This window comes from Paraburkholderia caballeronis, from assembly GCF_900104845.1.
Taxonomy (GTDB): Bacteria; Pseudomonadota; Gammaproteobacteria; order Burkholderiales; family Burkholderiaceae; genus Paraburkholderia; species Paraburkholderia caballeronis.
In genome coordinates, this window is sequence record NZ_FNSR01000002.1 from 30817 (window position 1) to 56645 (window position 25829).

Consider the following 25829-nt stretch of genomic DNA (forward strand, 5'->3'; position numbering starts at 1 on the left):
ATGGCAAGTCGCGCCCCGCACGGCTTCCCTCTCATCCCGCCCGGCACGCCCGCGCCGCATCATGGCCTCGTGGCCCCCGCAGCCTCGCGCCGCCGCACCTGGAGTCCCGCATGAGCACCGTCAGCGAAGTCCCCCGCCCGCCCCTGTCCGACGAACTGCTGCAACGCATGGACGCGTACTGGCGCGCAACCAACTATCTGTCGGTCGGGCAGATCTACCTGCTCGCGAACCCGCTGCTGCGCGAGCCGCTGCAACTCGCGCACGTGAAGCCGCGGCTGCTCGGCCACTGGGGCACGACGCCCGGCCTGAACTTCATCTACACGCACCTGAACCGGATCATCAACGAGCGCGACCTCGACCTGCTGTTCCTCGCCGGCCCCGGCCACGGCGGCCCGGCCGTCGTCGCGAACACGTGGCTCGAAGGCACGTACAGCGAAACGTGGCCGAACGTGCCGCAGGACGAAGAAGGGATGGCGAGGCTGTTCAAGCAGTTCAGCTTCCCCGGCGGCGTGCCGAGCCACGTCGCGCCGCAGACGCCCGGTTCGATCCATGAAGGCGGCGAACTCGGTTATGCGCTGTCGCACGCGTATGGCGCGGTGTTCGACAATCCGGACCTGATCGTCGCGTGCGTGGTCGGCGACGGCGAGGCGGAAACCGGCCCGCTCGCGACGTCGTGGCATTCGAACAAGTTCCTGAACCCGGTGACCGACGGCGCGGTGCTGCCGATCCTGCACCTGAACGGCTACAAGATCGCCGGGCCGACCGTGCTTGCGCGGATCGGCGACGAGGAACTCGCCGCGCTGATGCGCGGTTACGGGCACGAGCCGATCTTCGTCGAGAGCGACGATCCGCCGGCCGCGCACCGGCTGCTCGCGGCCGCGTTCGACAAGGCGTTCGACGCGATCGCGCAGATCCAGCAGGCCGCGCGCCAGCGCGGCGACGTGACGCGCCCGCACTGGCCGATGATCGTGCTGCGCACGCCGAAGGGCTGGACCGGCCCGAAAACCGTCGACGGGCAAAAGACCGAAGGCTCGTGGCGCTCGCACCAGGTGCCGCTCGCGAACATCGGCAAGCCCGGCCATCTGGCGCTGCTCGAAGGCTGGATGCGCAGCTACCGCCCGGAGGAACTGTTCGACGAGTTCGGCCGGCCGAAGCCCGAGATCGCGTCGCTCGCGCCGCGCGGCGAGCGGCGGATGAGCGCGAACCCGCGTTCGAACGGCGGCGGCCGCGTGCGCGAACTGCGCGTGCCGGATTTCGAGAGCCACGCGGTCGAGGTGCCGGCGCCGGGCCAGGTCGACGCGGAGGCGACGCGCGTGATGGGCGCGTTCCTGAGCGAAGTGATGCGGGTCAACATGCCGACGCACAACTTCCGCCTGTTCGGCCCGGACGAAACCGCGTCGAACCGCTGGTCCGACGTGTTCGACGTGACGTCGCGCACGTGGCTCGCAGAGACGATACCCGACGACGTGCAGCTCGCGCGCGACGGCCGCGTGATGGAGATCCTGAGCGAGCATACGTGCCAGGGCTGGCTCGAAGGCTATCTGCTGACCGGCCGCCACGGCTTCATGTCGTGCTACGAGGCGTTCATCCACATCATCGACTCGATGTTCAACCAGCATGCGAAGTGGCTGAAGATCATCCGCGAGATTCCGTGGCGGCGGCCGCTGCCGTCGCTGAACTACCTGCTGACGTCGCACGTGTGGCGGCAGGACCATAACGGCTTCAGCCACCAGGACCCGGGTTTCATCGACTACGCGGTGAACAAGAAGGCGGACACGGTGCGCGTCTACCTGCCGCCGGACGCGAACACGCTGCTCGCGGTCACCGACCACGTGCTGCGCACGTGGAACCGGATCAACATCATCGTCGCAGGCAAGCAGCCGCAGGCGCAATGGCTCGACATGGACGCCGCGATCCGCCACTGCGCGGACGGCATCGGCATCTGGCCGTGGGCGAGCAACGACGAAGGCGGGGAGCCGGACGTGGTGATGGCGTGCGCGGGCGACGTGCCGACGCTGGAAACGATCGCCGCCGTGGACCTGCTGCGCGCGTGGCTGCCGGACCTGCGCGTGCGCGTCGTCAACGTGGTGGACCTGATGACGCTGGAGCCGGCGGACCGCCATCCGCACGGTCTGTCGGACGCCGACTTCGACGCGCTGTTCACGACGAGCCGGCCGGTGATCTTCGCGCACCACAGCTATCCGACGCTGATCCACAAGCTCACGTACCGGCGCACGAACCATTCGAACTTCCACGTGCACGGCTTCATCGAGGAAGGCACGACGACCACGCCGTTCGACATGACCGTGCTGAACCGGCTCGACCGCTACCACCTGTGCGAAGCGGTGATCGACCACGTGCCGGGGCTCGCGCAGCGCGCCGCGCACATCCGCCAGACGCTGCACGACCGGCTCGCCGAGCACCGCCGCTACGTGGACGAATACGGTGACGACATGCCGGAGATCCGCGACTGGCGCTGGTCCGGACACGGCGTCCCGGCCGCCGGCGCGTGAGCGCCGCGCGGCGCTCGACGAGGGGTCATGCGTTCGAAAACGCCTTCGAGAACGCATCGACGAACACCGGCAACTGGTCGGCCGCGAGGCAGTCGATGCCCGCCGCGCCGACCCGGCCGTTGCCGCCCGGAAACCCGCGGCACAGCCGGTCCGCGCCGGCCGGCCGTTCGAGCGGAGCGCGCACGCTGACCGCATAACCGCCGTCCGCGCGCGCGCTCAGCACCGCATGCGCGCCGGCCGGCTCGTCGTTCGCGAGCGTGTTCGCGAACACGCCGCGCACGCGGCGCGCCCACGGCTCGTCCGGCAGCACGTGCACGCTGCCCCAGCGCAGCGCGACGAGCGGCGCAGTCTCCCGTGCGCGCGCGATGTCCGCGCGGCGGCAGTCGGACAACCGCCGCACGACCGGCTCGGCCGCGATGAATTCGAACGGGTCCGCATATGGCTTCATCGCGAGATACAGCGCGGCCGGTTCGATCAGCAGGTCCGCGACGCTGTCGCCATACGCGTTGTAGTTGATCGACTCGCCGAGGTCGCGCAACTGTTCGGTCTCGGCGTCCGACAGGCCGATGCCGCGCGCCAGTGCGCGCGCAGTCTCCGCGAGGTTGTCGCCCCATGCGGCCGCGATCGCCCAGCGCCGGTAGCGGCCGCCGAGATAACGGTCGACGAGCACGCTCGTGCAGACCTTCGCGGTCGTGTCGATGTAGGCGCGCAGGTTCGTGCACGGCGGCATGTCGCCCGCGTAGTGATGATCGAAGTATTCGACCTCGACGCCGCGCGCGAGCAGCGCTTCGAGCGCAACGCGGTTCGTGTCGAACGACAGGTCGAGCACGGTCATCGAGTCGCCGGGCTGCGCGTTCGCGCGCGCGACCAGTGCGACATCGCGTTTCGCGCCGGTGATCAGCGTGGCCTCCCGCGGCGTCGCGAGCCGCAGCTGGTGCAGCGCGCAGAGGCCGTCGGCGTCGCCATTGAATACGTCGAAGTGCGCCATGTTTCAGCAGTTCCTTTGCGTTGGGCGTGATCGGGCGTCACGCGAAAAGCCTTCGATAACACGAAGCGCCCGCGTTAGTCGATAGCCGCGCGCGGCAATTCGCGCCGACGTACCGAATCGGTCAGCATGCGTGCTCGTCGCGTTGCGTTTGCGCGGATTTGTGTGCGGTTTCGCTTGAGCATAGCCTGGCGAACCGCCGCGCACGAAACCGGGCGCATCCGTGCCGCCGCCAGCCGTCGCCCTGTATGCTCGTGCGTGCAGCCCCGGCGTCTCCGGAGCACCGGCCGCCGTCCGAACCGTCCAGGACCGTCCAGGACCGTCACGATCATCACGCCCCGAAGCGATGCCCGCCAGCCCGACCGATCTCAACGCTCCCTCCGCCCGCCCCGCTCCATCCGGACCGCCGCAGCACGCGCGCAACCGCCGGCGCGCCGCGCGCCGCCATCTGCGCGCGGTCGATGCCGCGCTGCGCCGCGCGTCCACCTATGCGCACCCGGCCGGCCGCATCGTGCGGATCGAGACGCACATCTCGATCGTCTATCTCGCCGGCCGCTTCGCCTACAAGCTCATGAAGCCGGTCGATTTCGGCTTCGTCGATTTCACGCGGCTCGCCACGCGCCGGCGTTGCTGCGACGCCGAGATCCGTCTTAACCGGCCGTTCGCGGGATCGATCTACGTCGATGCGCTGCCGGTCGTGCGCGATGCGCGGCGGTGCCGGCTCGGCCGCGATGCCGGCGGCGCGGCCCGTGTCCGGGTGGTCGATTACGCGGTGAAGATGCGGCGCTTCGAGCAACGGATGCTGTTCTCGAACCTGCTCGCGAACGGCGAACTGCACGCCGCCGACATCGACGCGGCCGCCGCGCAGCTTGCCGCGAGCCATCGCCGCGCGCGCCGCGCCCCCGCGACGCGGCCGTTCGGCTCGGCCGCGCTGCTGCGCGGCCAGGTGCTGGCCGCGCTCGCGCCGCTGGAACGCGACCCGCGCACCGCCGACGCGGTGCGGCAAGCGGGACTGCGCGCATGGTGCGAACGCCAATTCGCGCGGCTCGGCGCGTTTCTCGACGCGCGGCGCGCGAACGGCTTCGTGCGCGCGTGCCACGGCGACCTGCATCTGGACAACATCGTGCGGCACGGCCGCCATGCGCTGATGTTCGACTGCATCGAGTTCGACGACGCGCTGCGCTGGATCGACGTGGCGAGCGACACCGCGTTCCTGCTGATGGACCTGCGCGCGCACGGCCGCGCGGATTTCGCGAACCGGCTGCTCGGCCGTTATCTCGAAGCGACCGGCGACTACGACGGCCTTGCCGCATTGCGTCTGTACGTCGCGTACCGGGCGCTGGTGCGCGCGCTGGTCGCGGTGCTGAAGGCCGGGCCGCCGGCCGCCGCTGGCGCCGACGCGCGCGACGGCGGCCATGGAGCGTATCTCGCGCTGGCGATCGAACAGACCCGGCCGCGCAAGCCGTCGCTGCTGCTGTGCCACGGGTTTTCAGGCTCCGGCAAGTCGGTCGCGAGCCGCGCGCTCGCGGACCTGACCGGCGCGATCCGGCTGTCGAGCGACACCGAACGCAAACGCGCGCGGCCGTTCGAGCCGCTGGACCTGAACGCGTTGCCATCCGACGCGTATACGCCGGCCGCCATCGACGCGCTATACAGCCGCCTGGCCGGACTCGCGCGGACGGTGCTGGACGCCGGCCACACCGTCATCGTCGATGCGACGTTCCTGAAGCGCGCACAGCGCGAGCGTTTCATCGCGCTCGCGAGCCGGCTCGGCGTGCCGCTGCAGATCCTCGACTTCCACGCCGATCCCGCGCGCCTCGCCGAACGGGTGCGAGCCCGCGCGCTCGGGCCGCGCGACGCGTCGGACGCCGGCGAGGCGGTGCTGGCCGCGCAGCAGGCGAGCGCCGATCCGTTGTGCGCCGACGAACTCGCCTCGACGATCGGCTTCGACACCGGCGTGCCGCTCGACGCGTTCGCGAACGCCGCGTACTGGTTGCCGCTGTTCGAACGCATGAACGACGACGACGGCACGCGTTGACGCGCGACGCTACACTGCGGATTCCCCTTCTCCGCGACGGATCTTCCGATGGCGCGCTCTCCCGTTTCCCGCATCCGTATCGGCATCGGCGGCTGGTCATACGAGCCGTGGCGCGGCCCGTTCTATCCGGAAGGCCTCGTGCAGCGCCGCGAGCTGGAATATGCGAGCCGGCATCTGACGTCGATCGAGATCAACTCGACGTTCTATGGCGCGCAGCGTCCGGAGAGCTTCGCGCGCTGGCACGACGAAACGCCGGACGACTTCGTGTTCGCATTGAAGGCGCCGCGCTTCGTGGTGAACCGCAAGACGCTCGCGGAAGCGGGCGCGTCGATCGCGCGTTTCATCGAAGGCGGCGTCACGCGGCTGCGCGACAAGCTCGGGCCGATCAACTGGCAGTTCGATCCGGGCAAGCGTTTCGATCCGGACGACTACGCGCGTTTTCTCGAACTGCTGCCGGCGCAGGCGGACGGCCTGCGGCTGCGGCACGCGGTCGAGGTGCGCCACGACAGTTTCCGCACGCCGGAATTCATTGCGCTCGCGCGCCGGCACGGAGTCGCGATCGTGATTTCCGGCGACTCGCGTTATCCGCTGATCGCGGATTTGACCGCGCCGTTCGTCTACGCGCGGATCATGGGGACGACCGAAGGCGAGCCGCTCGGTTATGCGCCGGCCGCGCTCGACCGCTGGGCCGAACGCGCGCGCACGTGGGCGGCGGGCGGCGCGCCGGACGACCTCGCGACGATCGAGCCGCAGCCTGCGTCGAAGGCAGGTCGCGACGTGTATCTGTACGTGATCAGCGGGCATAAGGTCAGCAACCCGGCGGCCGCGGGCGCGTTGATCGAGCGCCTGAAACGCTGATCGCGTCACCCTCGATGAGTGCGTTTCGCGGCGGCTCAAGAGTCGAGCGCCGGGCAGGCGCGTGCGGCCAATGCCCGAAAGGCAGCGTGAGAACATGTGCCCACGAGGCTTCTAGCGACCTCCAGCACAAGCGCAGCCGACATGGATAGCGGTGCGAAAAACGACCCGCCATCGCACGTACCGGCAGACGAACGCAGCATCGCTGCGAAATGCCACTCCGGGATCGCTACACCGCTAGCGTCGCAATTCCGTCGAGCGTAAAGACGGCGACCACCGCGCCGCACGCACGACCGGGCATGATGCGCGGCCCGCCAGCGGCCCGTGCTCGCGTCACGCGTGACGGCGCAGTTCGGCCGCCGGCAGCTTCAGCATCTGCCGATACTTCGTGACCGTGCGGCGCGCGACGCGCACGCCCTGCTCGCCGAGCGTCTCCGTCAACGCGACATCGGACAGCGGGTTGCGCGCGTCCTCCGCGTCGATCATCTCCTTGATGAGCGCGCGCACCGCGGCCGCCGAGCAGGTGCCGCCGGTCCGCGTCTCCAGTTCGCGCGGGAAAAACCGCTTGAATTCGAAGATGCCGCGCGGCGTCGCCATGTACTTGTTGCCGGTCGCGCGCGACACCGTCGATTCGTGCAGCCCGAGTTCGTCCGCGACGTCCCGCAGCAGCAGCGGCCGCAACGCAATTTCGCCGTACTGGAAAAACGCCTTCTGCCTCGCGACGATGCATTCGCCGACGCGCTGGATCGTCTCGCAACGCTTGTGCGCGTTGCGGATCAGCCAGCGCGCCTCCTGCAACTGCTGCGCGAGCGGCGAGCGGCTCGTATGTTCCGAGCGCGCGAACATCTCCGCATACAGCGTGTGAATGCGCGCGCGCGGCTCGATCGCCGGGTTCACCGTGACGACCCAGCGGTTGCGCACCTGCCGCACGATCACGTCCGGCACCACGTAGCCGTCGTCCGCGCGGCCGTAGTGATTGCCCGGTTTCGGATCGAGCCGGCGCACCAGCGCGCACGCGGCCTGCAGCGACTGCGCATCGCAGCCCAATTGCCGTTGCAGTTCGCCATGCTCGCGGCGCGCGAGGCGCTCCAGATGCCGCGTGACGATCTGATACGCGATGTCGCGCTGCGGCGTATCGGCCGGCATCGCTTCGAGCTGCAACGCGAGGCATTCGGACAGCGACCGCGCGCCGATGCCGGGACGGTCGAGCGACTGCACGACCCGCAGCGCGACGCGCAACTGGTCCTCGTCGAGTTCCATCCCGAAGCCTTCGATTTCCGCGAGTTCGGCCAGGTCCTGGCGCAGATAACCGTCGTCGTCGAGCGCCTCGATCACGACGTGCGCGGCCATCCGGTCCGGCGTGTCGAGCGGCGACAGCCGCAGCGCCTCATGCAGTTGCTCGCGCAGCGTGATCGGCACCCGCACCCAGTCGGCCGCGTCGGAGTCGCCGTCTTCGCCGCCGCGATAACTCGACTGCCGCGTCGAGCCCGGCGAGCGCAGTTCGGCGGTGTAGCTGCCGGACGATTCGCCGGGCAACGCGCCGACCTCGCCGTTCGACGCGTCGGCCGACTCCGGCGCGGTCGCGATGCGGTCGCCGCCGTCGGCTCCGTCGGCAGTTGAAGCGCCGTCGCCCGCGTCGGACGCGGTCGGCGCGTATTCGAGAAACGGATTGGTGTCGAGCGCCTCGCGCATTTCCTGCTGGAATTCGAGCGACGACAGTTGCAGCAGCCGCACCGCCTGCTGCAGGCGCGGGGTCAGCGCGAGTTGCTGACGCGCGTGTAACGCGATGGAGGGCATGGCAGTCCTGTGATTGGCTGGAAGACGGGCCGGATCACGCAACGTCCATGCCAGTTGTCGCAAGCCGCTGTTTCGCAACGGGATCGCCGTTTGCGCAACGGTATAACGGCCCGCTTCCGGACCGCGCCGCCCGGACATTTTTACAATCGACCGGCAAAAACGCCTTGCTGCGAACGCCGACTCGTTCGTGATCCGTAAGGATTGACCGGGCGGTGCGCAACGGGCGGCAAACCCCGCCGGCCAGCGGATCGAGCCGCCTCGCAACACGCGCGGCATGGCGTTTGCGAACCGAAGGCGGCAGGACAACCCGAACAGGAGAAACCATGAAGTGCATCCCGTTGCTCAAGACCGCCGCCGCTGCGGCCTGTGTCACGTTCGCACTGAGCGCAGGCGCGCAGACCACCACCGATCCCGCGCCGTCCGGCTCCTCCGAAACCGTGGGTCAACACGTCGACGACGCGACGATCACGACCAAGGTGAAGGCCGAACTGCTCAGCGCGAAGAACGTGAAGTCCCAGCACATCCACGTGAAGACCCGCAAGGGCGTGGTGTCGCTGACCGGCAGCGTGCCGAGCGCCGAGGACCGCGACAACGCGGACCAGGTCGCGCAGAACGTGTCGGGCGTGGCGTCGGTGAAGAACCATCTGAAGGTCGCGCCGGCGCAGTAAGCCGGGCGGGCGGGCGATGACGGCCGGGGCGGCTGCGGCCGCCCCGTTGTCGTGAAGCCTGCGGGCGCGTACCCGCAGCAGGCCCCGATTACCCGGCGGGTCAGCGCGCCGCGCCGGTGTCGCCCTGACGCGACTGCGCAAGCTGGTCGCGGCGCGGATCGCCCTGCCGCGCGATCATCCAGCCCGGGTATTCGGCGGGCAGGCGGCTCACGTCGTCGAGGGTCGCGAGTTCGGTCGCGGTCAGCTTCACTTCGGTCGCGGCGATGTTGTCGTCAAGCTGCTCGACCTTCTTCGCGCCGACGATCACCGTGCTCACCACGCGCTGATGCAGCAGCCACGCGAGCGCGATCTGCGCGACCGACACGCCCTTCGCGTCCGCGATCGTCCGCATCGCGTCGATGCAGTCGTACGCGCGCTCGCGGTTCACCGGCGGGAAGTCGAACGTCGTGCGGCGGCTGCCCGCCTCGCCGTCGCGGTCGCGCCCATACTTGCCGCTCAGCAGGCCACCCGCGAGCGGACTCCACACCATCAGCCCGACGCGCTCGCTCGCGAGCATCGGCGCGAGTTCGCGTTCGAGGTCGCGGCCCGCGATCGTGTAGTACGCCTGAAGCGATTCGAAGCGCGCGAGCCCTTCGCGCTCCGCGATGCCGAGCGCCTTCACGATCTGCCACGCGGCCCAGTTCGACACGCCGACGTAACGCACGTAACCCTGCTGCACGAGCGTATCGAGCGCGCGCACGGTCTCCTCGACCGGCGTGACCGGATCGAAGCCGTGGATCTGGTACAGGTCGATGTGATCGAGCTGCATCCGCGCGAGGCTCGCCTTCACGCCGTTCATGATGTGATAGCGCGACGCGCCGCGCTGGTTCGGCGAATCGCCCATCGCGTTGAACACCTTGGTCGCGACGACCACCTTGTCGCGCGCGACCTTCAGGTTCTTCAGCGCCTGCCCGGTGATCTGCTCGGACACGCCCTGCGAATAGACGTCGGCGGTGTCGATGAAGTTGATGCCCGCGTCGAGCGCGCGGCCGAGCAGCCGGTCGGCGTCCGCCTGCTGGACGTCGCCGATCTGCTGCCACATGCCGGCGCCGCCGCCGAACGTCATCGTGCCGAGACACAGTTCCGAAACGAACAGGCCGGTGCGCCCCAACTGGTTGTATCGCATTTGTCTCTACTCCGTGATGGGTCGTGGAAAGTCGTGAAAAAACCAATCCGGCGAGGATACTGCGTCGGCCGCGTCCGTGCAGGCCGCCGGCCGCGCTGAAAGCGGACAGTCAGGTTCACCCGCGCGAAGTCGGGCAACCGGCGCGGCGCGCGAGCGTCGGCGCACGCATGGCGGCGAACGCGCAAACCTGCGAGACTGCTCCGAACGGCCGTCCGCGGCGCGGCTGGATATCGCGCCGCGCGCCCCCAACTGCGCACGCATGACTTCGCTTCCGTCCACGCCCGTTTCCGCTTCTGTCGCCATCGGCCGCGACGCCGAGCGCGCCGCCGACGTGCTCGATGGCTTCCACCCCGCCGTCGCCGCCTGGTTCCGCCGCAGCTTCGCCGCGCCGACCGACGCGCAGCGCGCGGCGTGGCCGCTGATCGCGAACGGCCAGACCACGCTCGTCGCCGCGCCGACCGGCTCCGGCAAGACGCTGACCGCGTTCCTCGCGGCGCTCGACGAACTGGTCCGCGAAGGGCTCGCGAGCGGCGGCGCGCTGCCGGACGCGACGCTGGTCGTCTACGTGTCGCCGCTGAAGGCGCTGTCGAACGACATCCGGCTGAACCTCGAACGGCCGCTCGAAGGGATCGCGGAAGAACTCGCGCGCGCAGGGCTGCCGCCCGTCGAGATCCGCACCGCCGTGCGCACCGGCGACACGCCGCAGCAGGAACGCACCGCGCTGCGCAAGCGCGCGCCGCACATCCTCGTGACGACGCCCGAATCGCTGTACGTGCTGCTCGGCTCCGAGTCCGGCCGCCGAATGCTGGCGACGACGCGCAGCGTGATCGTCGACGAGATTCATGCGCTCGCGGGCAACAAGCGCGGCTGCCACCTCGCGTTGAGCCTCGAACGGCTCGACGCGCTGTGCGGACGGCGGCTGCTGCGGATCGGCCTGTCCGCGACGCAGAAGCCGATCGCGACCGTCGCGCGGTTTCTGGTCGGCGCGGCGCAGGCGGTCGATGACGAAACGGCCTCGCAACCGTCCGCGCCCGCAACCATGCGCAAAGCGATGGGCAACGACGACGACGCCCCCGCCTGCGCGATCGTCGACGTCGGCCACGCGCGCGACCGCGACCTCGCGATCGAAGTGCCGCCGGTGCCGCTCGAAGCGGTGATGGCGAACGACGTGTGGGAGCGCGAATACGACCGCCTCGCGGAACTCGCCGCGCAGCATCGCACGACGCTCGTGTTCGTGAACACGCGGCGGATGGCCGAGCGCGTGGCGCGCCATCTGACCGACCGGCTCGGCAGCGACGCGGTCGCCGCGCATCACGGCAGCCTCGCGCGCGAGCATCGGTTCGACGCGGAACAGCGGCTCAAGCGCGGCGAACTGCGCGTGCTGGTCGCGACCGCGTCGCTCGAACTCGGCATCGACATCGGCGACGTCGATCTGGTCTGCCAGATCGGCTCGCCGCGCTCGATCGCCGCGTTTCTGCAACGCGTCGGGCGCTCGGGCCACCACGTCGGCGGGATGCCGAAGGGGCGGCTCTTCCCGACCTCGCGCGACGACCTGATCGAATGCGCGGCGCTGCTCGACAGCGTGCGGCGCGGCGAACTCGACCGGCTCGACGTGCCGCCCGCGCCGCTCGACGTGCTCGCGCAGCAGATCGTCGCCGAGGTCGCGTGCGAGCAGTGGGACGAGGACGCACTGTTCGCGCTCGTGCGCCGCGCGATGCCGTATGCGGCGCTCGACCGCGCGCAGTACGACGCGGTGCTGCGGATGCTCGCGGAAGGTTATACGAGCCGCCATGGCCCGCGCGCGTCGTACCTGCATCGCGATCCGGTGAGCCGCACGCTGCGCGGGCGGCGCGGCAGCCGGCTCGTCGCGCTGACGTCCGGCGGCACGATCCCGGACAACGCCGACTACGCGGTGCTGCTCGAACCGCAGAGCCTGAACATCGGCACGGTCAACGAGGACTTCGCGGTCGAGAGCCTCGCGGGCGACGTGTTCCAGCTGGGCAATGCGTCGTACCGCATCTTGCGGATCGAGCCGGGCCGCGTGCGCGTCGAGGACGCGCACGGGCAGCCGCCGAACATTCCGTTCTGGCTCGGCGAAGCGCCGGGACGCAGCGACGAACTGTCGTTCGCGCTCGGGCGGCTGCGCGCGCAGATGGAAACGCTGCTGGCGGGCGGCGACGAACCTCCCGCGAAGGCCCTCGCTTCCGCCAAAACCAAAACACGAGCTGCCAGGACGTCCGCCGATACCGCATCGAACCATGCCGTCGCCGCGCAAACCGACGCGACGCTGCCCGCCGCCGGCATCGCGCGCGCGTCCGCGTGGCTGATCGACACGCTCGGCCTGTCCGAAGCCGCCGCGAATCAGATCGCCGAATACCTGGCCCGCGCACGCGCCGCGCTGACCGCGCTGCCGACCCACGACACGCTCGTGATGGAGCGCTTCTTCGACGAGTCCGGCGGCATGCAACTGGTGATCCACTCGCCGTACGGCAGCCGGATCAATCGCGCGTGGGGGCTCACGCTGCGCAAGCGTTTCTGCCGCCAGTTCAACTTCGAGCTGCAGGCGGCCGCGACCGAGGACGCGATCATCCTGTCGCTGACCGGTGCGCACAGCTTCGCGCTCGACGAAGTGTGGCGCTATCTGCACTCGAACAGCGCCGCGCATCTGCTCGTGCAGGCGCTGCTCGACGCGCCGCTGTTCGGCGTGCGCTGGCGCTGGAACGCGACCACCGCGCTCGCGCTGCCGCGTCAGACCGGCGGCCGCAAGACGCCGCCGCAGATCCAGCGGATGCGCAGCGAGGATCTGCTCGCGGCCGTGTTCCCGGACCAGGTCGCATGCGTCGAGAACCTCGTCGGCGAGCGCGAGATTCCGCGCCATCCGCTCGTCGACCAGACGCTCGACGACTGCCTGCACGACGCGATGGACACCGACGGCTGGCTCGCGCTGTTGCGCCGGATCGAGGCGGGCGGCATCCGGCTCGTCGCGCGCGACCTGCCCGCGCCGTCGCCGCTCGCGGCCGAGATCCTGACCGCGCGGCCGTATGCGTACCTCGACGACGCGCCGATCGAGGAGCGCCGCACGCAGGCGGTGCTGAGCCGCCGCTGGACCGATCCGGAGTCGGCGGACGACCTCGGCGCGCTCGATGCCGACGCGATCGCGAGCGTGCGCGAGGAAGCATGGCCGCAGGCCCGCGACGCGGACGAGATGCACGAGGCGCTGTCCGCGCTCGCGTGCATCGCGGAAAGCGAGGCGGCGCGCGAGCCGCAGTGGCTCGAATGGCTCGCGGCGCTCGCGCATGCGGGGCGTGCGACGCGCATCGAGATCGCGGCACACGACGCGCTGTGGGTGCCGGTCGAGCGGCTCAACTGCGTGCGCGCGATCTACCCGGGCGCGCGTTATGAGCCGCGGCTGCAACCGCCGGCCGGCTACGACGAACCGTGGGCCGAGGATGACGCGGTGGTCGAAGTGGTGCGCGCGCGGCTGTCGGGTTTCGGCCCGCTGACCGTGCCGCAGATCGCGCGGCCGCTCGCGCTCGAAGCGCACGTCGTCGCGCTCGCGCTGACGCAACTGGAAGCGCAGGGCACCGTGATGCGCGGCCGCTTTACGCCCGGTGTCCCCGACGTCTCCCAAGGAGACGAATGGTGCGAACGGCATCTGCTCGCGCGCATCCATCGTTATACGGTGCGGCGGCTGCGGCGCGAGATCGAGCCTGTGGAGCGGCACGACTTCATGCGCTTCCTGTTCGAATGGCAGCGCGTCGCCGCCGATGCGCGCCCCGACGCCGGTTCCGGCGGCGGACGCGGCAGCGGCCGCGACGCGCTCGCGGCGGTGCTCGACCAGCTAGAAGGCTGGGAAGCGTCGGCCGGCGCGTGGGAGGACGACATCCTGCCCGCGCGGATCGACGACTACACGCCGATGCTGCTCGACGAACTGTGCCGGTCGGGCCGGCTCGCGTGGGCGCGGCTGCCGGCGCGCGCGGCGGGCTCGACGGTGCGCACGACGCCGGTCGTGCTGCTGCCGCGCCGCGAACTGGCGGGCTGGACCGCGCTGGTCGATGCGCCGGACATCGAAGGATTGTCGGTGCGCGCGCGGCGCGTGTACGACGCGCTCGCGCAGCACGGCGCGATGTTCTTCGACGAACTGGCCGCCGACGCGCGGCTGCTCGGCGCCGAACTGGAAAACGCGCTGGGCGAACTGGCCGCGGCCGGGCTCGTGAACGCGGACAGCTTCGCCGGGCTGCGCGCGCTGGTGAAGCCGGCCGCGAAACGCAACGCGGCGCATGGCCGGCGGCGGCCTCGCGGCGTCGGGCCGCTCGCCGGCGGGATGGCCGATGCGGGACGCTGGGCGACGCTGCGGCGCGTGCCGGTCGTGGCGGCGGTGGACAGCGTTGGGTCGAACGTCATCGGCGATGCGGCGGCCGGACGTATCGAAGAAGCCGCTGGCGCACCGACACGCAACCCGGCCGACGGCGACGAAGCGCGCGGCGTTCGCGCGGCCCCTTCACGGTCCACGCCCGCTCACGCGACGTCCGTTCGCGTCGATCCGACACGCCGTACACCGCTGGACCCGGAACGCCTCGAACATGTCGCCAGCGTGCTGCTGCGCCGTTACGGCGTGATCTGCTGGCAGTTGCTGACGCGCGAAGCGCCATGGCTGCCGCCGTGGCGCGACCTGCTGCGCGTGCTGCATCGGATGGAGGCGCGCGGTCACGTGCGCGGCGGACGCTTCGTGACTGGCCTGTCCGGCGAGCAGTTCGCGCTGCCGGAAGCCGTCGCGCTGCTGCGCGACGTGCGGCGGCGCGAGCGGACCGGCGCGCTGGTCTGCGTGGCCGCGACGGACCCGCTGAATCTCGTCGGCACGCTGCTGCCCGGCGACAAGGTGCCGGCGGTCGGCGGCAACCGGATCGCGTTCCGCGACGGCGTGCCGGTCGCGACGCTGATCGCGGGACGGTTCGGTTATCTCGGGGAGTTCGACGAAGCGACGCGCGTGACGCTGCGTGCGGTGCTGGCAAAGCCGTATTGAGCGGCGGCGGTGGCCGCCCGCCTGGCGTCCGCAAGGCGCCGCATGGAAAATCAGCCGGCAGAATCAGCAGGCAGAAGCGCAGCGGTTCATCCAGCCGCCTCCGCCGCTAACCCGTACCTTCAGCCCACCGCGCCGCTTCATCGGCCGACATGCCCAGTTCGCACGCGGCATCGCGAATCTGCCGCCAGGTTTCCGCATCGACCGGCACGCCGTTCGTCTCGCGCTCGACGCGGTTGCGGCGCTCCGGCTCGCCCGGCATCTGCACCTGCGCGACGCCGTCCGCGACCGGCGACGCCTTCACCCATTCCACGAACGCATCCGCTTCCTGCTGCGCGCCCATCGCATCGAACGCGCGCGGATCGACGATCACCGACAGCATCCCGTTGACGATCGCCGGCGTCTTCTGCAGCGTGTCCGCGTGCGTGGTGTAGCCGCCGTTCAACGCGCCGCCGAACAGTTCGCAGATCACCGCGAGGCCATAACCCTTGTGGCCGCTCGCCGCGCCGCCGGCCGGCAGCAGCGAGCCGAACGGCGGCATCTGCATCACCGCCGGGTCGACGGTCGGCTTGCCGGCGTGATCGATCAGCGCGCCTTCCGGCACCGGCTTGCGCTGGTTGTACGCGACGCGCGTCTTGCCGTACGCGACTGCGCTCGTCGCGAAGTCGAGCAGCAACGGCGGCGCGCCGTCGCGCGGGAACGCCGCGCAGAACGGATTCGTGCCGATGCGCCGGTCCGTGCCGCCGAACGGCGCGACGAGCGGGTCGCCCGCGACGTTCACGAAATGGAACGACACGAAACCGGCGCGCGCGCACTGCTCCGCCCAATGCCCGATGCGCCCGATGTGATGCGCGTTGCGCAAGCCGACCGCACAGACGCCGAGTTTCTTCGCGCGCTCGATGCCGAGTTCCATCGCCTCATACGCGATCACCTGGCCGAAGCCCAGGCCGCCGTCGATCGTCAGCACCGCGCCGACGTCGCGGACCACCTGCGCATGCCGGTTCAGTTGCAGCTGGTTCGCGCGTGCCGAAGCCGCATAACGCGGAATCATCCCGACACCGTGCGAATCGTGGCCCGCGAGATTCGACGCGACCAGATGGTCGGCGACCAGTTCGGCCTCGCGCGGCGTGCTGCCCGCGTGTTCCCAGATGGCCCGCACATACGCGCGAAGGCGCTCGGGCGGAAAACGCAACAACGCGGGATGGACGCTGCGGTGATCGTTCATGCGGCTTCGGCTCCTCGCAAAACAACAAGGACGATGGATGCGATCCGACTCACGGCGCCGACGCGATCACCTCCGCGACGGTCGCCGTGAGTTTCCTCGCATACGGCACGTGCAGGAATTCGTTCGGCCCGTGCGCGTTCGACTTCGGCCCGAGCACGCCGCATACCATGAACTGCGATTTCGGAAAACCCGCCTGCAACACGTTCATCAACGGAATCGTGCCGCCCTGGCCGAGATACGCGCAGTCCGCGCCGTAATGCGTGCGCGACGCGTGGTTCAGCGCATCGAACAGCCACGGCGCAAGCTCCGGCGCGCTCCAGCCGTTCGCCGCGCCGGCATCGGGCTTGAACGTGACCTTCGCGTTGTACGGCGGATCGACTTCGAGCAGCGCCTTCAGGTCCGCGACGGCCTTTGCCGCATCGACGAGCGGCGGCAGCCGCAGCGACAGCTTGAACGCGGTGCGCGGCCGCAGCACGTTGCCCGCGTTTTCGAGCGCGGGCAGACCGGCCGCGCCGGTCACCGACAGCGACGGCCGCCACGTCGAATTCAGCAGCGCCTGCTGCGGATCGGTCGTCGTCGGCAGCACCGGACGGCCCTCCTGGCCGCACGCCCACGGCATGCTCTTCCATACGCTGTCACCGAGAATCTGCGCGGTCGCCTCGGCCTCGCGCAAACGCTGCGACGGAATCGGGCAATGGAAGCCCTTCGGCAGCAGGTTGCCGCTCGACGCGTCTTCGAGCCGCTCGAACAGTTGCCGCATCACGCGGAAACTCGACGGCGCGATCCCGCCATACGAACCCGAGTGAATCCCTTCTTCGAGCACCTCGACTTCGAGATCGCCGGACACGAGCCCGCGCAGCGACGTGGTCAGCCACAACTGGTCGTAGTTGCCCGCGCCCGAGTCGAGGCACACGACGAGGCCGACGTTGCCGAGCCGGTCGCGCAGCGCGTCGACGTACGGCAGCAGGTCGTAGCTGCCCGACTCCTCGCACGTCTCGATCAGCCCGACGCAGCGCGGCCGCTCGATGCCCTGCGCGTCGAGCGCCGCGAGCGCGGTCACGCTCGCGTAGATCGCATAACCGTCGTCCGCGCCGCCGCGGCCGTAGAGCCGGCCGTCTTCGAGCTTCGGCGTCCACGGGCCGAGGTCGTTGCGCCAGCCGGCGAATTCCGGCTGCTTGTCGAGGTGGCCGTACAGCACGACCGTTTCGTCGCTGCCGGAACGCGTCGCGGGCGCGTCGAAGAAGATCACCGGCGTGCGGCCTTGGAGACGCACGATCTCCAGCTTCAGCCCGCGCACCGGCTGCTGCTCGACCCACTGCGCGGCGTCGCGCACGACGCGCTCCAGATAACCGTGCTGCGCCCATTGCGGATCGAACGCGGGACTCTTCGCGGGCACCGCGATGTAGTCGGTCAGCGCCGGCACGATCTCGTCGTTCCACTTGCGTTCGACGAAGGCGCGCAGCGCATCGTGATCGAGTTGCCGGGTTTCCTGCGTCGGATCGGAAATCATGGTCGGGGTCCCCGCGATAAAAACCACGATGATAGTCCCGATTCAGCGGCCGCCGACATAGCCACACGGTTGTCCGGTCATTACCGCGCCCACGATTACCGCGCCCGCGGCCGATCCGCGCGACAATGTTTTCCTCAAGATGATGCGCGCCGGCGCGACGATACTGCCGGCGCACCGCCTGGAGGACCTTCATGCAAAGCCATCCCGTCGTCCTCGCCGCGGCGCTGGCCGCCGCACTGGCGCTCTACTTCCTGCCCGCGCTGATCGCGGACCGCCGCCGTCGCACGGACCTGCTGACGATCGCGCTGTTCAACGCGGTGCTCGGCTGGACCGTGCTCGGCTGGCTGCTCGCGCTGTTCTGGGCGTTCCAGCGCAATCCGCCGCAAGACCTCGCGGTGCAGTTGAACGAAAAGCAGCGTTATGCCGGGATGCGCGGGTTTTCGCGGCGGCTGTCGGATCGCGTGCAGGCGCGCGCCGCGCGACTGGCCGACCGCGAACGGCCATCCCGTTGAGCGCGAGCGCGGCCCGCGCCGCTTATACGTCGCCCTGCGTCGCTCATACGTCGCTCGCGCGGCCGCTGTTTCGCATGAAATATCGCTACGCCGGAACGACGCGCGACCGCGCGCCGACCGGCCGCCAGCCGTTCCGCTGCCCCCGTCCGCATTCCGATTCCCGGAGCCTCTGTCATGCCGCATACCGCCCCGCTGCTCGCGTTCGCCGCCGTTTCCCTCGGCATGGCGTTGACGCCCGGCCCCAACATGATCTATCTGTTGTCGCGCTCGATCTGCCAGGGCCGCACGGCGGGGCTGATCTCGCTCGGCGGCGTCGCGCTCGGTTTCGTGTTCTATATGCTGTGCGCGGCGTTCGGCATCACCGCGCTGCTGCTCGCGGTGCCGTATGCGTACGACGCGCTGCGGTTCGCCGGCGTCGTCTATCTGCTGTGGCTCGCGTGGCAGGCATTGAAGCCCGGCGGCCGTTCGCCGTTCGAGGTGCGCGCGCTGCCGCCGGACAGCCCGCGCAAGCTGTTCGCGATGGGCTTCGTGACGAACCTGCTGAATCCGAAGATCGCGATCCTCTATCTGTCGCTGCTGCCGCAGTTCATCGATCCGCAGCACGGCAGCGTGCTCGTGCAGTCGCTCACGCTCGGCAGCGTCCAGATCGCCCTCAGCATCACCGTCAACGCGACGGTCGCGATAACTGCCGGCTCGATCGCGGCGTTTCTCGCGGAACGCCCCACGTGGCTCGTGCTGCAACGCTGGCTGATGGGAACGGTGCTCGCCGGCCTCGCGATCCGGATCGCCGCCGAAGGCCGCCGTTAGGCGGCACGCGATTCGCGGGTTCGCATGTTGCGGCCCCGGGAAAAGCAATGCGCGGCCGCCTGGGCCGCGCATTTTTTTGCCCTGCTGATCGTCCGATAGTGCGGATGCGCGGGTTATGCGCGTTCGGACGGCGCGAACACCGCGGACGAGTGGCGCGCGCGCACCGAACCCAACGGGATCGAGCGCGGTTCGATCTGCACCATGTCCTGCGCGAACATGTCCTGGCGCAGTTCGCCGTGTTCGTCGAACCACTGACAGATCAGCCAGTGGCCGGCCGCGAAGCCGACCGGCCCCGCGTGCATCACCGTCATGCGCGGACCGCCGGATTTGAGGGTAACGACGTCGCCAGGTCCGGCCTCGGCGGCGTGCTGTTTTTCGGCAGCGTCGATGGTCGTTTCAAGCATGGAGTTCCCCGGATAAAAGGACACGCAGAGAAGAAGGCCCAACCGGGCCGAGAAAATAACAACAACGGGAATACGGCCAGCGGCCGTTTAATGAGTCCGGAAAGATTATCAAGACGAATTATTCGCCGCAAGCGGTTTTTTGATTATGCCGGCGGGATAAGTATTTATACGGAGAACCCCGCGTCACACCGGTGTCTTTTTCCGCATAAATTACTGATGTGTGCCGGCGGCTCGCGTAAAACCTGCCGGACAAGCCGACAGGCCGCCCACACGGGCCTTTCGGCGGCGGCGCGGCGCGCCGCTTTCTTCAGTTGATTTCCTTAAATACCCACTGCATTTTTACCGCTAACATTTACCGGTTCAACACCGCAGTGCGTCAATATCACCCAGCGTGGAAACGTTTTCTGGTAACGGTCGGCCGTTTGTTTTATTTCCCGCAACGTTTAATCAAAAATGAAATATCGACCGGTAAAACCGTTTTCGCCGCGGCGCAATACCGTCGAAAATGCCGGCACGGCCGCGGCGGCATGCGCCGCGCATTGCGCGCGGCGCACCGGATTCGTCAGGTTTCGAGTTTCGCGTCGAGCGTGATCGTCGCGTTCAGCACCTTCGATACCGGGCAACCGGCCTTCGCGCTCGCGGTCGCCGTGTCGAACGCGGCCTTGTCGCCGCCCGGAATCTTCACCGCGACGTCGAGATGAACCGCGGTGATCGCAAAGCCGCCGTCGGCCTTGTCGAGCGTGACCGTCGCGGTCGTGGCGATCCGCTCCGGCTTGATGCCCGCCTTGCCCAGTTCCGCCGACAGCGCCATCGAGAAGCAGCCCGCATGCGCGGCCGCGATCAGTTCCTCGGGGTTGGTGCCGATGCCGTTTTCGAAGCGGGTCGAAAACGAATACTGCGTGTCCTTCAGCACGCCGCTATCGGTCGAAATCGAACCCTTGCCGTCCTGCAAACCGCCTTGCCAGACTGCCGATGCCTTTCGCTTCATCGCACTCTCCGATTGATGCGCCGCCCATCGGCCCCTGAACTCGCGCGATGCCGCCCGCAAAGGTCACGCCCGCGTGGCGCGGCGTCGGCACCGGTCGAGGCCGCCCTGCGACGCGCGTGCGGGCGTTGACCGGCTTTCATCATAGACGACCTCGCCGTGCGCTGCGGGCGGACGCTCGATGCCGCAGCGCGCGATATCGAACCGCGAGCCGCCCGCCGGGCGCGAATGCGAAAACCCCCGCCTGGGCGGGGGTTCGATGTTTCGTTTGGGGTCCTGCCGCGCGGCGGGACCGTCAGCGGTTGTTCATTCGGGAAACGGCAGCGACGTTTGATCGTCCGCGCGCATCCCGAACACGTTCAGCGTCATCGCGACGAGCGCGTAATAACCGAGCAGGCCGACCAGGTTCACCGTCGTTTCCAGACCGAAACGATCGACCGCCCGCGCATACGTCGCGTCGGATACGCGTTTCGTATCGTAAAGCCCGGTCGCGAACGCGTAGATCAGCGCATCGTCCGCATCATCGAACGACGGTTCGCGGCCGGTGCGGATCGCCTCGGCCAGCGCCTCCGGCACACCCGCCTCGCGCGCGATCGGATAGTGGATGCTCCACTCGGCCTGCGCGTGCCAGCGCGCGGCCGTCACGAGAATCGCCAGTTCGGACAGCCGCAGCGGCAGGCCGGTCCGATAGCGGCAGAACGCGCCGAGCCGTTGCGCGTGCTGCGCGAGGTCCGGGCTGTGAATCCAGCCGAGGAACGGACCATTCAGATTGCCGCGCGGGCCGGACAGGATCTCGTCGAGCACAGCCTTCTGCTCGGGCGTTGCGTGCGCGGCGTCGAAAGGGGGAAGTCGGTTGGTCATCGTCGTGGTCGGGTTGGGGTCGTCGGTCGGAGTCGGTCGGAGTCGGATCGTTCAAGCCGTCGCGCGCGACGCGCCGGTCGCGGCCAACGCGCCGTCGATCGCGTCGGCGAGCCGCTCGACGATGGTGTCGATGTCGCGCGCGGTGCAGATGAACGGCGGCGCGAGCAGCACATGATCGCCGTTTTTGCCATCGACCGTGCCGCCCATCGGATACACCATCAGCCCGCGCGCGAACGCCTCGCGCCTGATCGCCGCGTGCAGCTTCAGCGCCGGGTCGAACGGCGTTCTGGTAGCGCGGTCGCGAACCAGTTCGACGCCGACGAACAGCCCGCGGCCGCGCACGTCGCCGACATGCGGATGCTCGCCGTACCGCTCGCGCAGACGCGCACGCAGTTGCTCGCCGCGCGCGAGCACGTTGTCGAGCAGCTTTTCCTCCGCGATCACGCGCTGCACTTCGAGCGCGGCCGCGCAAGCGGTCGCGTGGCCGATGTACGTATGGCCGTGCTGAAAGTGCCCGCTGCCGCCGGTGATCGCGTCGTAGATCCGCCGGCTGACCAGCGTCGCGCCAATCGGCTGATAACCCGCGCCGAGGCCCTTCGCGATCGTCAGCAGGTCGGGCGCCACGCCGTCCTCGTCGCACGCGTACAGAAAACCCGTGCGGCCCATGCCGGACATGATCTCGTCGAGGATCAGCAGCACGCCGTAGCGGTCGCACACCGCGCGGATCTTGCGGAAATAGTCGCGCACCGGCGGCACCGCGCCGGCCGTCGCGCCAACCACCGTCTCCGCGACGAACGCCGCCACCGTGTCCGCGCCGAGTTCGAGGATCTTCTGTTCGAGTTCGTCCGCGAGACGCTGTGCGTATTGCTCGTCGGTTTCGCCGTCGAGCCGCCCGCGATACGCGTAACACGGGCTCACGTGATGCGATTCGATCAGGATCGGCAGAAACGGCTCGCGACGCCATGCGTTGCCGCCGATCGCGAGCGCGCCGAGCGTGTTGCCGTGATAACTCTGGCGGCGCGCGATGAAATGGCGGCGCCGAAGCTCGCCCTTCTCGACGAAGTACTGGCGCGCGAGCTTCAGCGCGGCCTCGATCGCCTCCGAGCCGCCGGACACGAAATACACGTGATCGAGGCCGTCCGGCGCGGCGGCGGTCAGATGGTCGGCGAGCTGCTCGGCGGCGTCGGTCGTGAAGAACGACGTGTGCGCATACGGCAGTTGCCGCGCCTGGCGCGCGATCGCCTCGATCACGCGCGCGTTGCTGTGCCCGAGACACGACACGGCCGCGCCGCCGCTCGCATCGATGTAACGCTTGCCAGCGGAATCGATAATCTCGATGCCGTCGCCCGCGACCGCGACGGGCAGCGCCTGCTTCGGCATCCGGTGAAATACGGTGGACATGGTTTCCTCTATGACGCCGACGCGTTATCGGCAAGGTCGGTCGATTCGACCGCGTTCCCGGTTTATACGCCTCAACAACATATGTTGTCAATTTACATAAAACGGACAACAATCGGAAACAGGCGTGGTGCAACGCGGCTTGCGGGCCGCTACAGGCCTCATCCGCTTGACGAGAGGAAGGATGTGCGCGAAGCGATTCGACGCTTCGTTCAACGCACGTAAGCGCCCTTCGCGTTCAGCAGCCGTTCGGTCTGCGCGAGCTGATCGACCGCGTCGGCCCCTTCGAGCGCGAGCAGATGCGCGACCAGCGACTCGGTGAGGGCGGTCGCGGCGACGAGCGACGGAAAAAACGACGGGCTGTCATGCGAGAAGATCAACACCTTGTCGGCGTTCAGCGCGATCGGCGACACTGCGCTATCGGTGATCGCGACGATGCGGCTGCCCTTTTCGAGCGCCGCTTCGGCGACGCGCACCGCCTCGACCGAGTACGGCGCGAAGCTGACAACAATTGTTGCGCTGTCGCGCTCGATACCGAGCAGTTCGATTTCGAGCGTGCCGCCCTCGCCGCCGAGCAGCGACACGGACGGACGGAACAGTCGATATTCATACGCGAGGCCGAACGCGATCGCATAACACGACCGGAACCCGGCGACGTACACGTGGCGCGCCTTGCGCAGCACGCGCGCGGCCTCGGTCATCGCGCGCGCGTTTTCCGACGTGGTCGCACCGAGGTTCTGCTGCTGCGCGGCGAGCAGGTCGCGCGCGAGGCTGTCTTTGGCGTTGCCGGCGACCATCGAGCGCGCGCGGCTCGTCATCGGCTCGGGGCGGGTGCGCACGCGCGCGACGAACAGGTCGCGCAGTTCGTTCCAGCCGGGAAAACCCAGTTGCTGCGCGAGACGGACCAGCGACGCGGGCTGCACCTGCGCGCGCTCGGCGACCTTGCGCATCGACGACACCGCGACCTCGTCCGGATGGTCGAGCAGGAACGCGGCGCCGGTCTGAAACTGCGGGCTCAGGTCGGAGAAACGCGCGCGGATCAGCGCGGCAAGCTGGTCGAAGGTGTCGGGCATGCGGATGGTTTTAGGCAGTGACAACAAATGTTATCACCGCCATATTGCAGGACGGCGGCGGCGGGTCCGGCTTGACTCGCCCGCTCGCCAGCGAATCTCGAACGGGATCCAACGCCTGCTCGCCCGGCAAACAAACGCGTCCGCGTTAAAACGTTTGCCAATCCGCCGATTCACTAACCGCAGCCTGAACGCGCACCGGCTTCGGCACTCGCGGCGCCGGCGCAACCACCGGCCGAGGCTTTCTCGCGGGCGCAGCCACTCCCTTAAAAGCCCCCGGTTCACTACCGCCCACTCCCCGCCGCCCATCCCGCTCGTCGACGCTGAACACCGCCACCGCCTCCCGCAGCGCCTGCGCCTGCTGACTCATCGACTGCGCGGCGGCCGCCGCCTGCTCGACCAGCGCCGCGTTCTGCTGGGTCACCTGGTCCATCTGCGACACCGCCTGATTGACCTGGTTGATGCCGATGCTCTGCTGCCCGGACGCGGCCGCGATCTCCTGCACGAGATCGGTGACCTTCCTGACCGACAACACGATCTCGCCGATCGTGCCGCCCGCCTCGGCCACCAGCCGCGTGCCGACGTCAACGCGATCGACGGACTCGCCAATCAGGTCCTTGATCTCTTTCGCCGCCGTCGCGGACCGTTGCGCAAGGCTGCGCACCTCGCTCGCGACGACCGCGAAACCGCGCCCCTGCTCACCGGCCCGCGCGGCCTCGACGGCCGCGTTCAACGCGAGGATGTTGGTCTGGAACGCGATGCTCTCGATCACCACGATGATCTCGGCCACCTTCGACGAACTCTCCGAGATGCCGTTCATCGTATCGACCACGTGGCTCACGACTTCGCCGCCGCGCGCGGCGATGCCGGACGCGTCGGTCGCCATCAGCGCGGCCTGCTTCGCGTTGTCGGTGTTGCGCTGGACGGTGCCGGTCAGTTCCTCCATGCTCGACGCGGTCTGTTCGAGCGACGCGGCCTGCTCCTCGGTCCGCGACGACAGATCGGTGTTGCCCTGCGCGATCTCCGACGCGGCGACGGAGATCGTCTCGCTCGACGTCTTGATGCCTCGCACGATGTCGCCGAGATGCGACTTCATGGCGGACAGCGAATACATCAGGCTCGACGTGTCGCCCGGCTTGACCGGCACCGGCGCGCGCAGATTGCCGGCGGCGATCGCGCCCGCGACGGCGACCGCGTCGCGCGGCTCGCCGCCGAGTTGCGTCGTCAGCGCCCGGGCGATGACCGCCGCGATCGCCGCGCCGGCGATCACCGCGGCGACGATGAACAGCACGATCAGCAGCATCGCGCGCGAATACGCGTCGGCCGCGGCCTTGCCCTCGCGCGCGGCGCCCGCCTCGTTGATCGCGACGATCGTCTGGATCCGCGTGTTGATCTCGCCGTACATCGCATACGCGGGACCGGTCAGCAGGTTGTGCGCGTCGTTCTTTTCCCCGGCCTTCGCGAGATCGAGCACCTGCTGCGTATAGGCCATGTATTGCGGCAGTTTCTGCTGGATCTCGTCCCACGCGGCCTGGGCTTGCGGCTCCTTCGCATGGGCGGCGTACGCATCCAGCGCCTGTTTCCACGCGGCGAGGATGCCGTCCATCGTGGTCTTCGCGTCGTCGAATTCGGCCGGACTCTGGCTGCCCGCCGTCCGGTACTGGCCGAGCCGCACGTTGCCCAGCGCGACGGCCACGCCCTCGGCGGTGCGCACCGCCGGCAGCCAGTCGTCGCGCAACCGCGCGACGTGCTCGTTTTCACTGCTGACTTCAAAGGCGGCGAACGCTCCCAGACCGACCAGCAGAACGAGCACCGCGGAAAATCCAGCGAGCAGCTGGGTCGATATTTTCATGCTTTTTATAAACTGCACGACTAACCCCCGGTTTTAGCAACTAAATTGTTAAATCAACTTTATATTCAAGAAAATCGAGTCTTTTTTGCATGACTCTTGTGATACCGCTAACGGCAGCCAGTCGTTATTCTAGGATATGGCAGATTGACGCAGGCATGCGCGAA

At 68.9% G+C, this 25829-nt stretch carries 18 protein-coding genes; 7 read left to right on the forward strand and 11 right to left on the reverse strand.

All coding sequences use genetic code 11. The features are described 5' to 3' along the window. Positions 1-110 precede the first annotated feature (110 nt). The gene (locus BLV92_RS16720) at positions 111-2513 is read left to right on the forward strand and encodes a phosphoketolase family protein (protein WP_090547197.1); all 2403 of its coding nucleotides are present in this window, start codon (positions 111-113) and stop codon (positions 2511-2513) included. A 25-nt stretch (positions 2514-2538) separates the two neighbouring features. Here BLV92_RS16720 and BLV92_RS16725 read toward each other — a convergent pair whose 3' ends face one another. Continuing rightward, positions 2539-3501: an acetyltransferase gene (locus BLV92_RS16725; protein WP_090547198.1), complete on the reverse strand. Its 963-nt coding sequence runs from the start codon at positions 3499-3501 to the stop codon at positions 2539-2541. 343 nt (positions 3502-3844) lie between these two features. Between BLV92_RS16725 and BLV92_RS16730 the strand changes: the two genes are divergently transcribed. Both BLV92_RS16730 and BLV92_RS16735 read left to right on the forward strand, forming a co-directional pair. Next, entirely contained in the window at positions 3845-5536 is a 1692-nt protein-coding gene (locus BLV92_RS16730; protein WP_090547200.1) for a bifunctional aminoglycoside phosphotransferase/ATP-binding protein, read from the forward strand. Positions 5537-5584: 48 nt separating this feature from the next. After that, complete coding sequence (locus BLV92_RS16735) at positions 5585-6394, forward strand: DUF72 domain-containing protein (protein ID WP_090547201.1); 810 nt, start codon at positions 5585-5587, stop codon at positions 6392-6394. A gap of 330 nt (positions 6395-6724) precedes the next feature. Here BLV92_RS16735 and BLV92_RS16740 read toward each other — a convergent pair whose 3' ends face one another. Further along, the gene (locus BLV92_RS16740; RefSeq protein WP_090547203.1) at positions 6725-8188 is read right to left on the reverse strand and encodes an RNA polymerase factor sigma-54; all 1464 of its coding nucleotides are present in this window, start codon (positions 8186-8188) and stop codon (positions 6725-6727) included. A 323-nt stretch (positions 8189-8511) separates the two neighbouring features. On the opposite strand from BLV92_RS16740, the gene BLV92_RS16745 reads away from it, so the two are divergent. Next, on the forward strand, positions 8512-8856 hold the full coding sequence (locus BLV92_RS16745; protein WP_090547205.1) for a BON domain-containing protein: 345 nt from the start codon (positions 8512-8514) through the stop codon (positions 8854-8856). Positions 8857-8956: 100 nt separating this feature from the next. Here BLV92_RS16745 and BLV92_RS16750 read toward each other — a convergent pair whose 3' ends face one another. Beyond that, entirely contained in the window at positions 8957-10021 is a 1065-nt protein-coding gene (locus BLV92_RS16750; protein WP_090547206.1) for an aldo/keto reductase, read from the reverse strand. 259 nt (positions 10022-10280) lie between these two features. On the opposite strand from BLV92_RS16750, the gene BLV92_RS16755 reads away from it, so the two are divergent. After that, the gene (locus tag BLV92_RS16755) at positions 10281-15044 is read left to right on the forward strand and encodes a DEAD/DEAH box helicase (protein ID WP_090547208.1); all 4764 of its coding nucleotides are present in this window, start codon (positions 10281-10283) and stop codon (positions 15042-15044) included. Between the two features lie 106 nt (positions 15045-15150). Here BLV92_RS16755 and BLV92_RS16760 read toward each other — a convergent pair whose 3' ends face one another. Both BLV92_RS16760 and BLV92_RS16765 read right to left on the reverse strand, forming a co-directional pair. Further along, a complete protein-coding gene (locus BLV92_RS16760) occupies positions 15151-16266 on the reverse strand; it encodes a malate/lactate/ureidoglycolate dehydrogenase (protein ID WP_090547210.1) in 1116 nt (371 codons plus the stop codon). Between the two features lie 49 nt (positions 16267-16315). Further along, on the reverse strand, positions 16316-17776 hold the full coding sequence (locus BLV92_RS16765; RefSeq protein WP_090547211.1) for a M20 family metallopeptidase: 1461 nt from the start codon (positions 17774-17776) through the stop codon (positions 16316-16318). Positions 17777-17967: 191 nt separating this feature from the next. Here BLV92_RS16765 and BLV92_RS16770 point away from each other — a divergent pair, with 191 nt between their 5' ends. Both BLV92_RS16770 and BLV92_RS16775 read left to right on the forward strand, forming a co-directional pair. Next, positions 17968-18288, forward strand: coding sequence for a superinfection immunity protein (locus tag BLV92_RS16770; RefSeq protein ID WP_090547213.1), 321 nt, complete (start codon positions 17968-17970; stop codon positions 18286-18288). A 174-nt stretch (positions 18289-18462) separates the two neighbouring features. Beyond that, the gene (locus tag BLV92_RS16775) at positions 18463-19095 is read left to right on the forward strand and encodes a LysE family translocator (protein ID WP_090547214.1); all 633 of its coding nucleotides are present in this window, start codon (positions 18463-18465) and stop codon (positions 19093-19095) included. Positions 19096-19208: 113 nt separating this feature from the next. Here BLV92_RS16775 and BLV92_RS16780 read toward each other — a convergent pair whose 3' ends face one another. From BLV92_RS16780 to BLV92_RS32920, 6 genes are all read right to left on the reverse strand, one after another. After that, the gene (locus BLV92_RS16780; protein ID WP_090547216.1) at positions 19209-19499 is read right to left on the reverse strand and encodes a YodC family protein; all 291 of its coding nucleotides are present in this window, start codon (positions 19497-19499) and stop codon (positions 19209-19211) included. Positions 19500-20061: 562 nt separating this feature from the next. Next, positions 20062-20487 carry an OsmC family protein gene (locus tag BLV92_RS16785; protein ID WP_090547217.1) on the reverse strand — a complete coding sequence of 142 codons (426 nt, stop codon included), beginning with the start codon at positions 20485-20487 and terminating at the stop codon, positions 20062-20064. Positions 20488-20790: 303 nt separating this feature from the next. After that, complete coding sequence (locus BLV92_RS16790) at positions 20791-21345, reverse strand: carboxymuconolactone decarboxylase family protein (protein WP_090547219.1); 555 nt, start codon at positions 21343-21345, stop codon at positions 20791-20793. Between the two features lie 51 nt (positions 21346-21396). After that, on the reverse strand, positions 21397-22746 hold the full coding sequence (locus BLV92_RS16795) for an aspartate aminotransferase family protein (RefSeq protein ID WP_090547221.1): 1350 nt from the start codon (positions 22744-22746) through the stop codon (positions 21397-21399). A gap of 209 nt (positions 22747-22955) precedes the next feature. Further along, the gene (locus BLV92_RS16800; protein ID WP_090547223.1) at positions 22956-23816 is read right to left on the reverse strand and encodes a MurR/RpiR family transcriptional regulator; all 861 of its coding nucleotides are present in this window, start codon (positions 23814-23816) and stop codon (positions 22956-22958) included. 145 nt (positions 23817-23961) lie between these two features. After that, positions 23962-25665, reverse strand: coding sequence for a methyl-accepting chemotaxis protein (locus BLV92_RS32920; protein WP_090547225.1), 1704 nt, complete (start codon positions 25663-25665; stop codon positions 23962-23964). Positions 25666-25829: the final 164 nt, after the last annotated feature.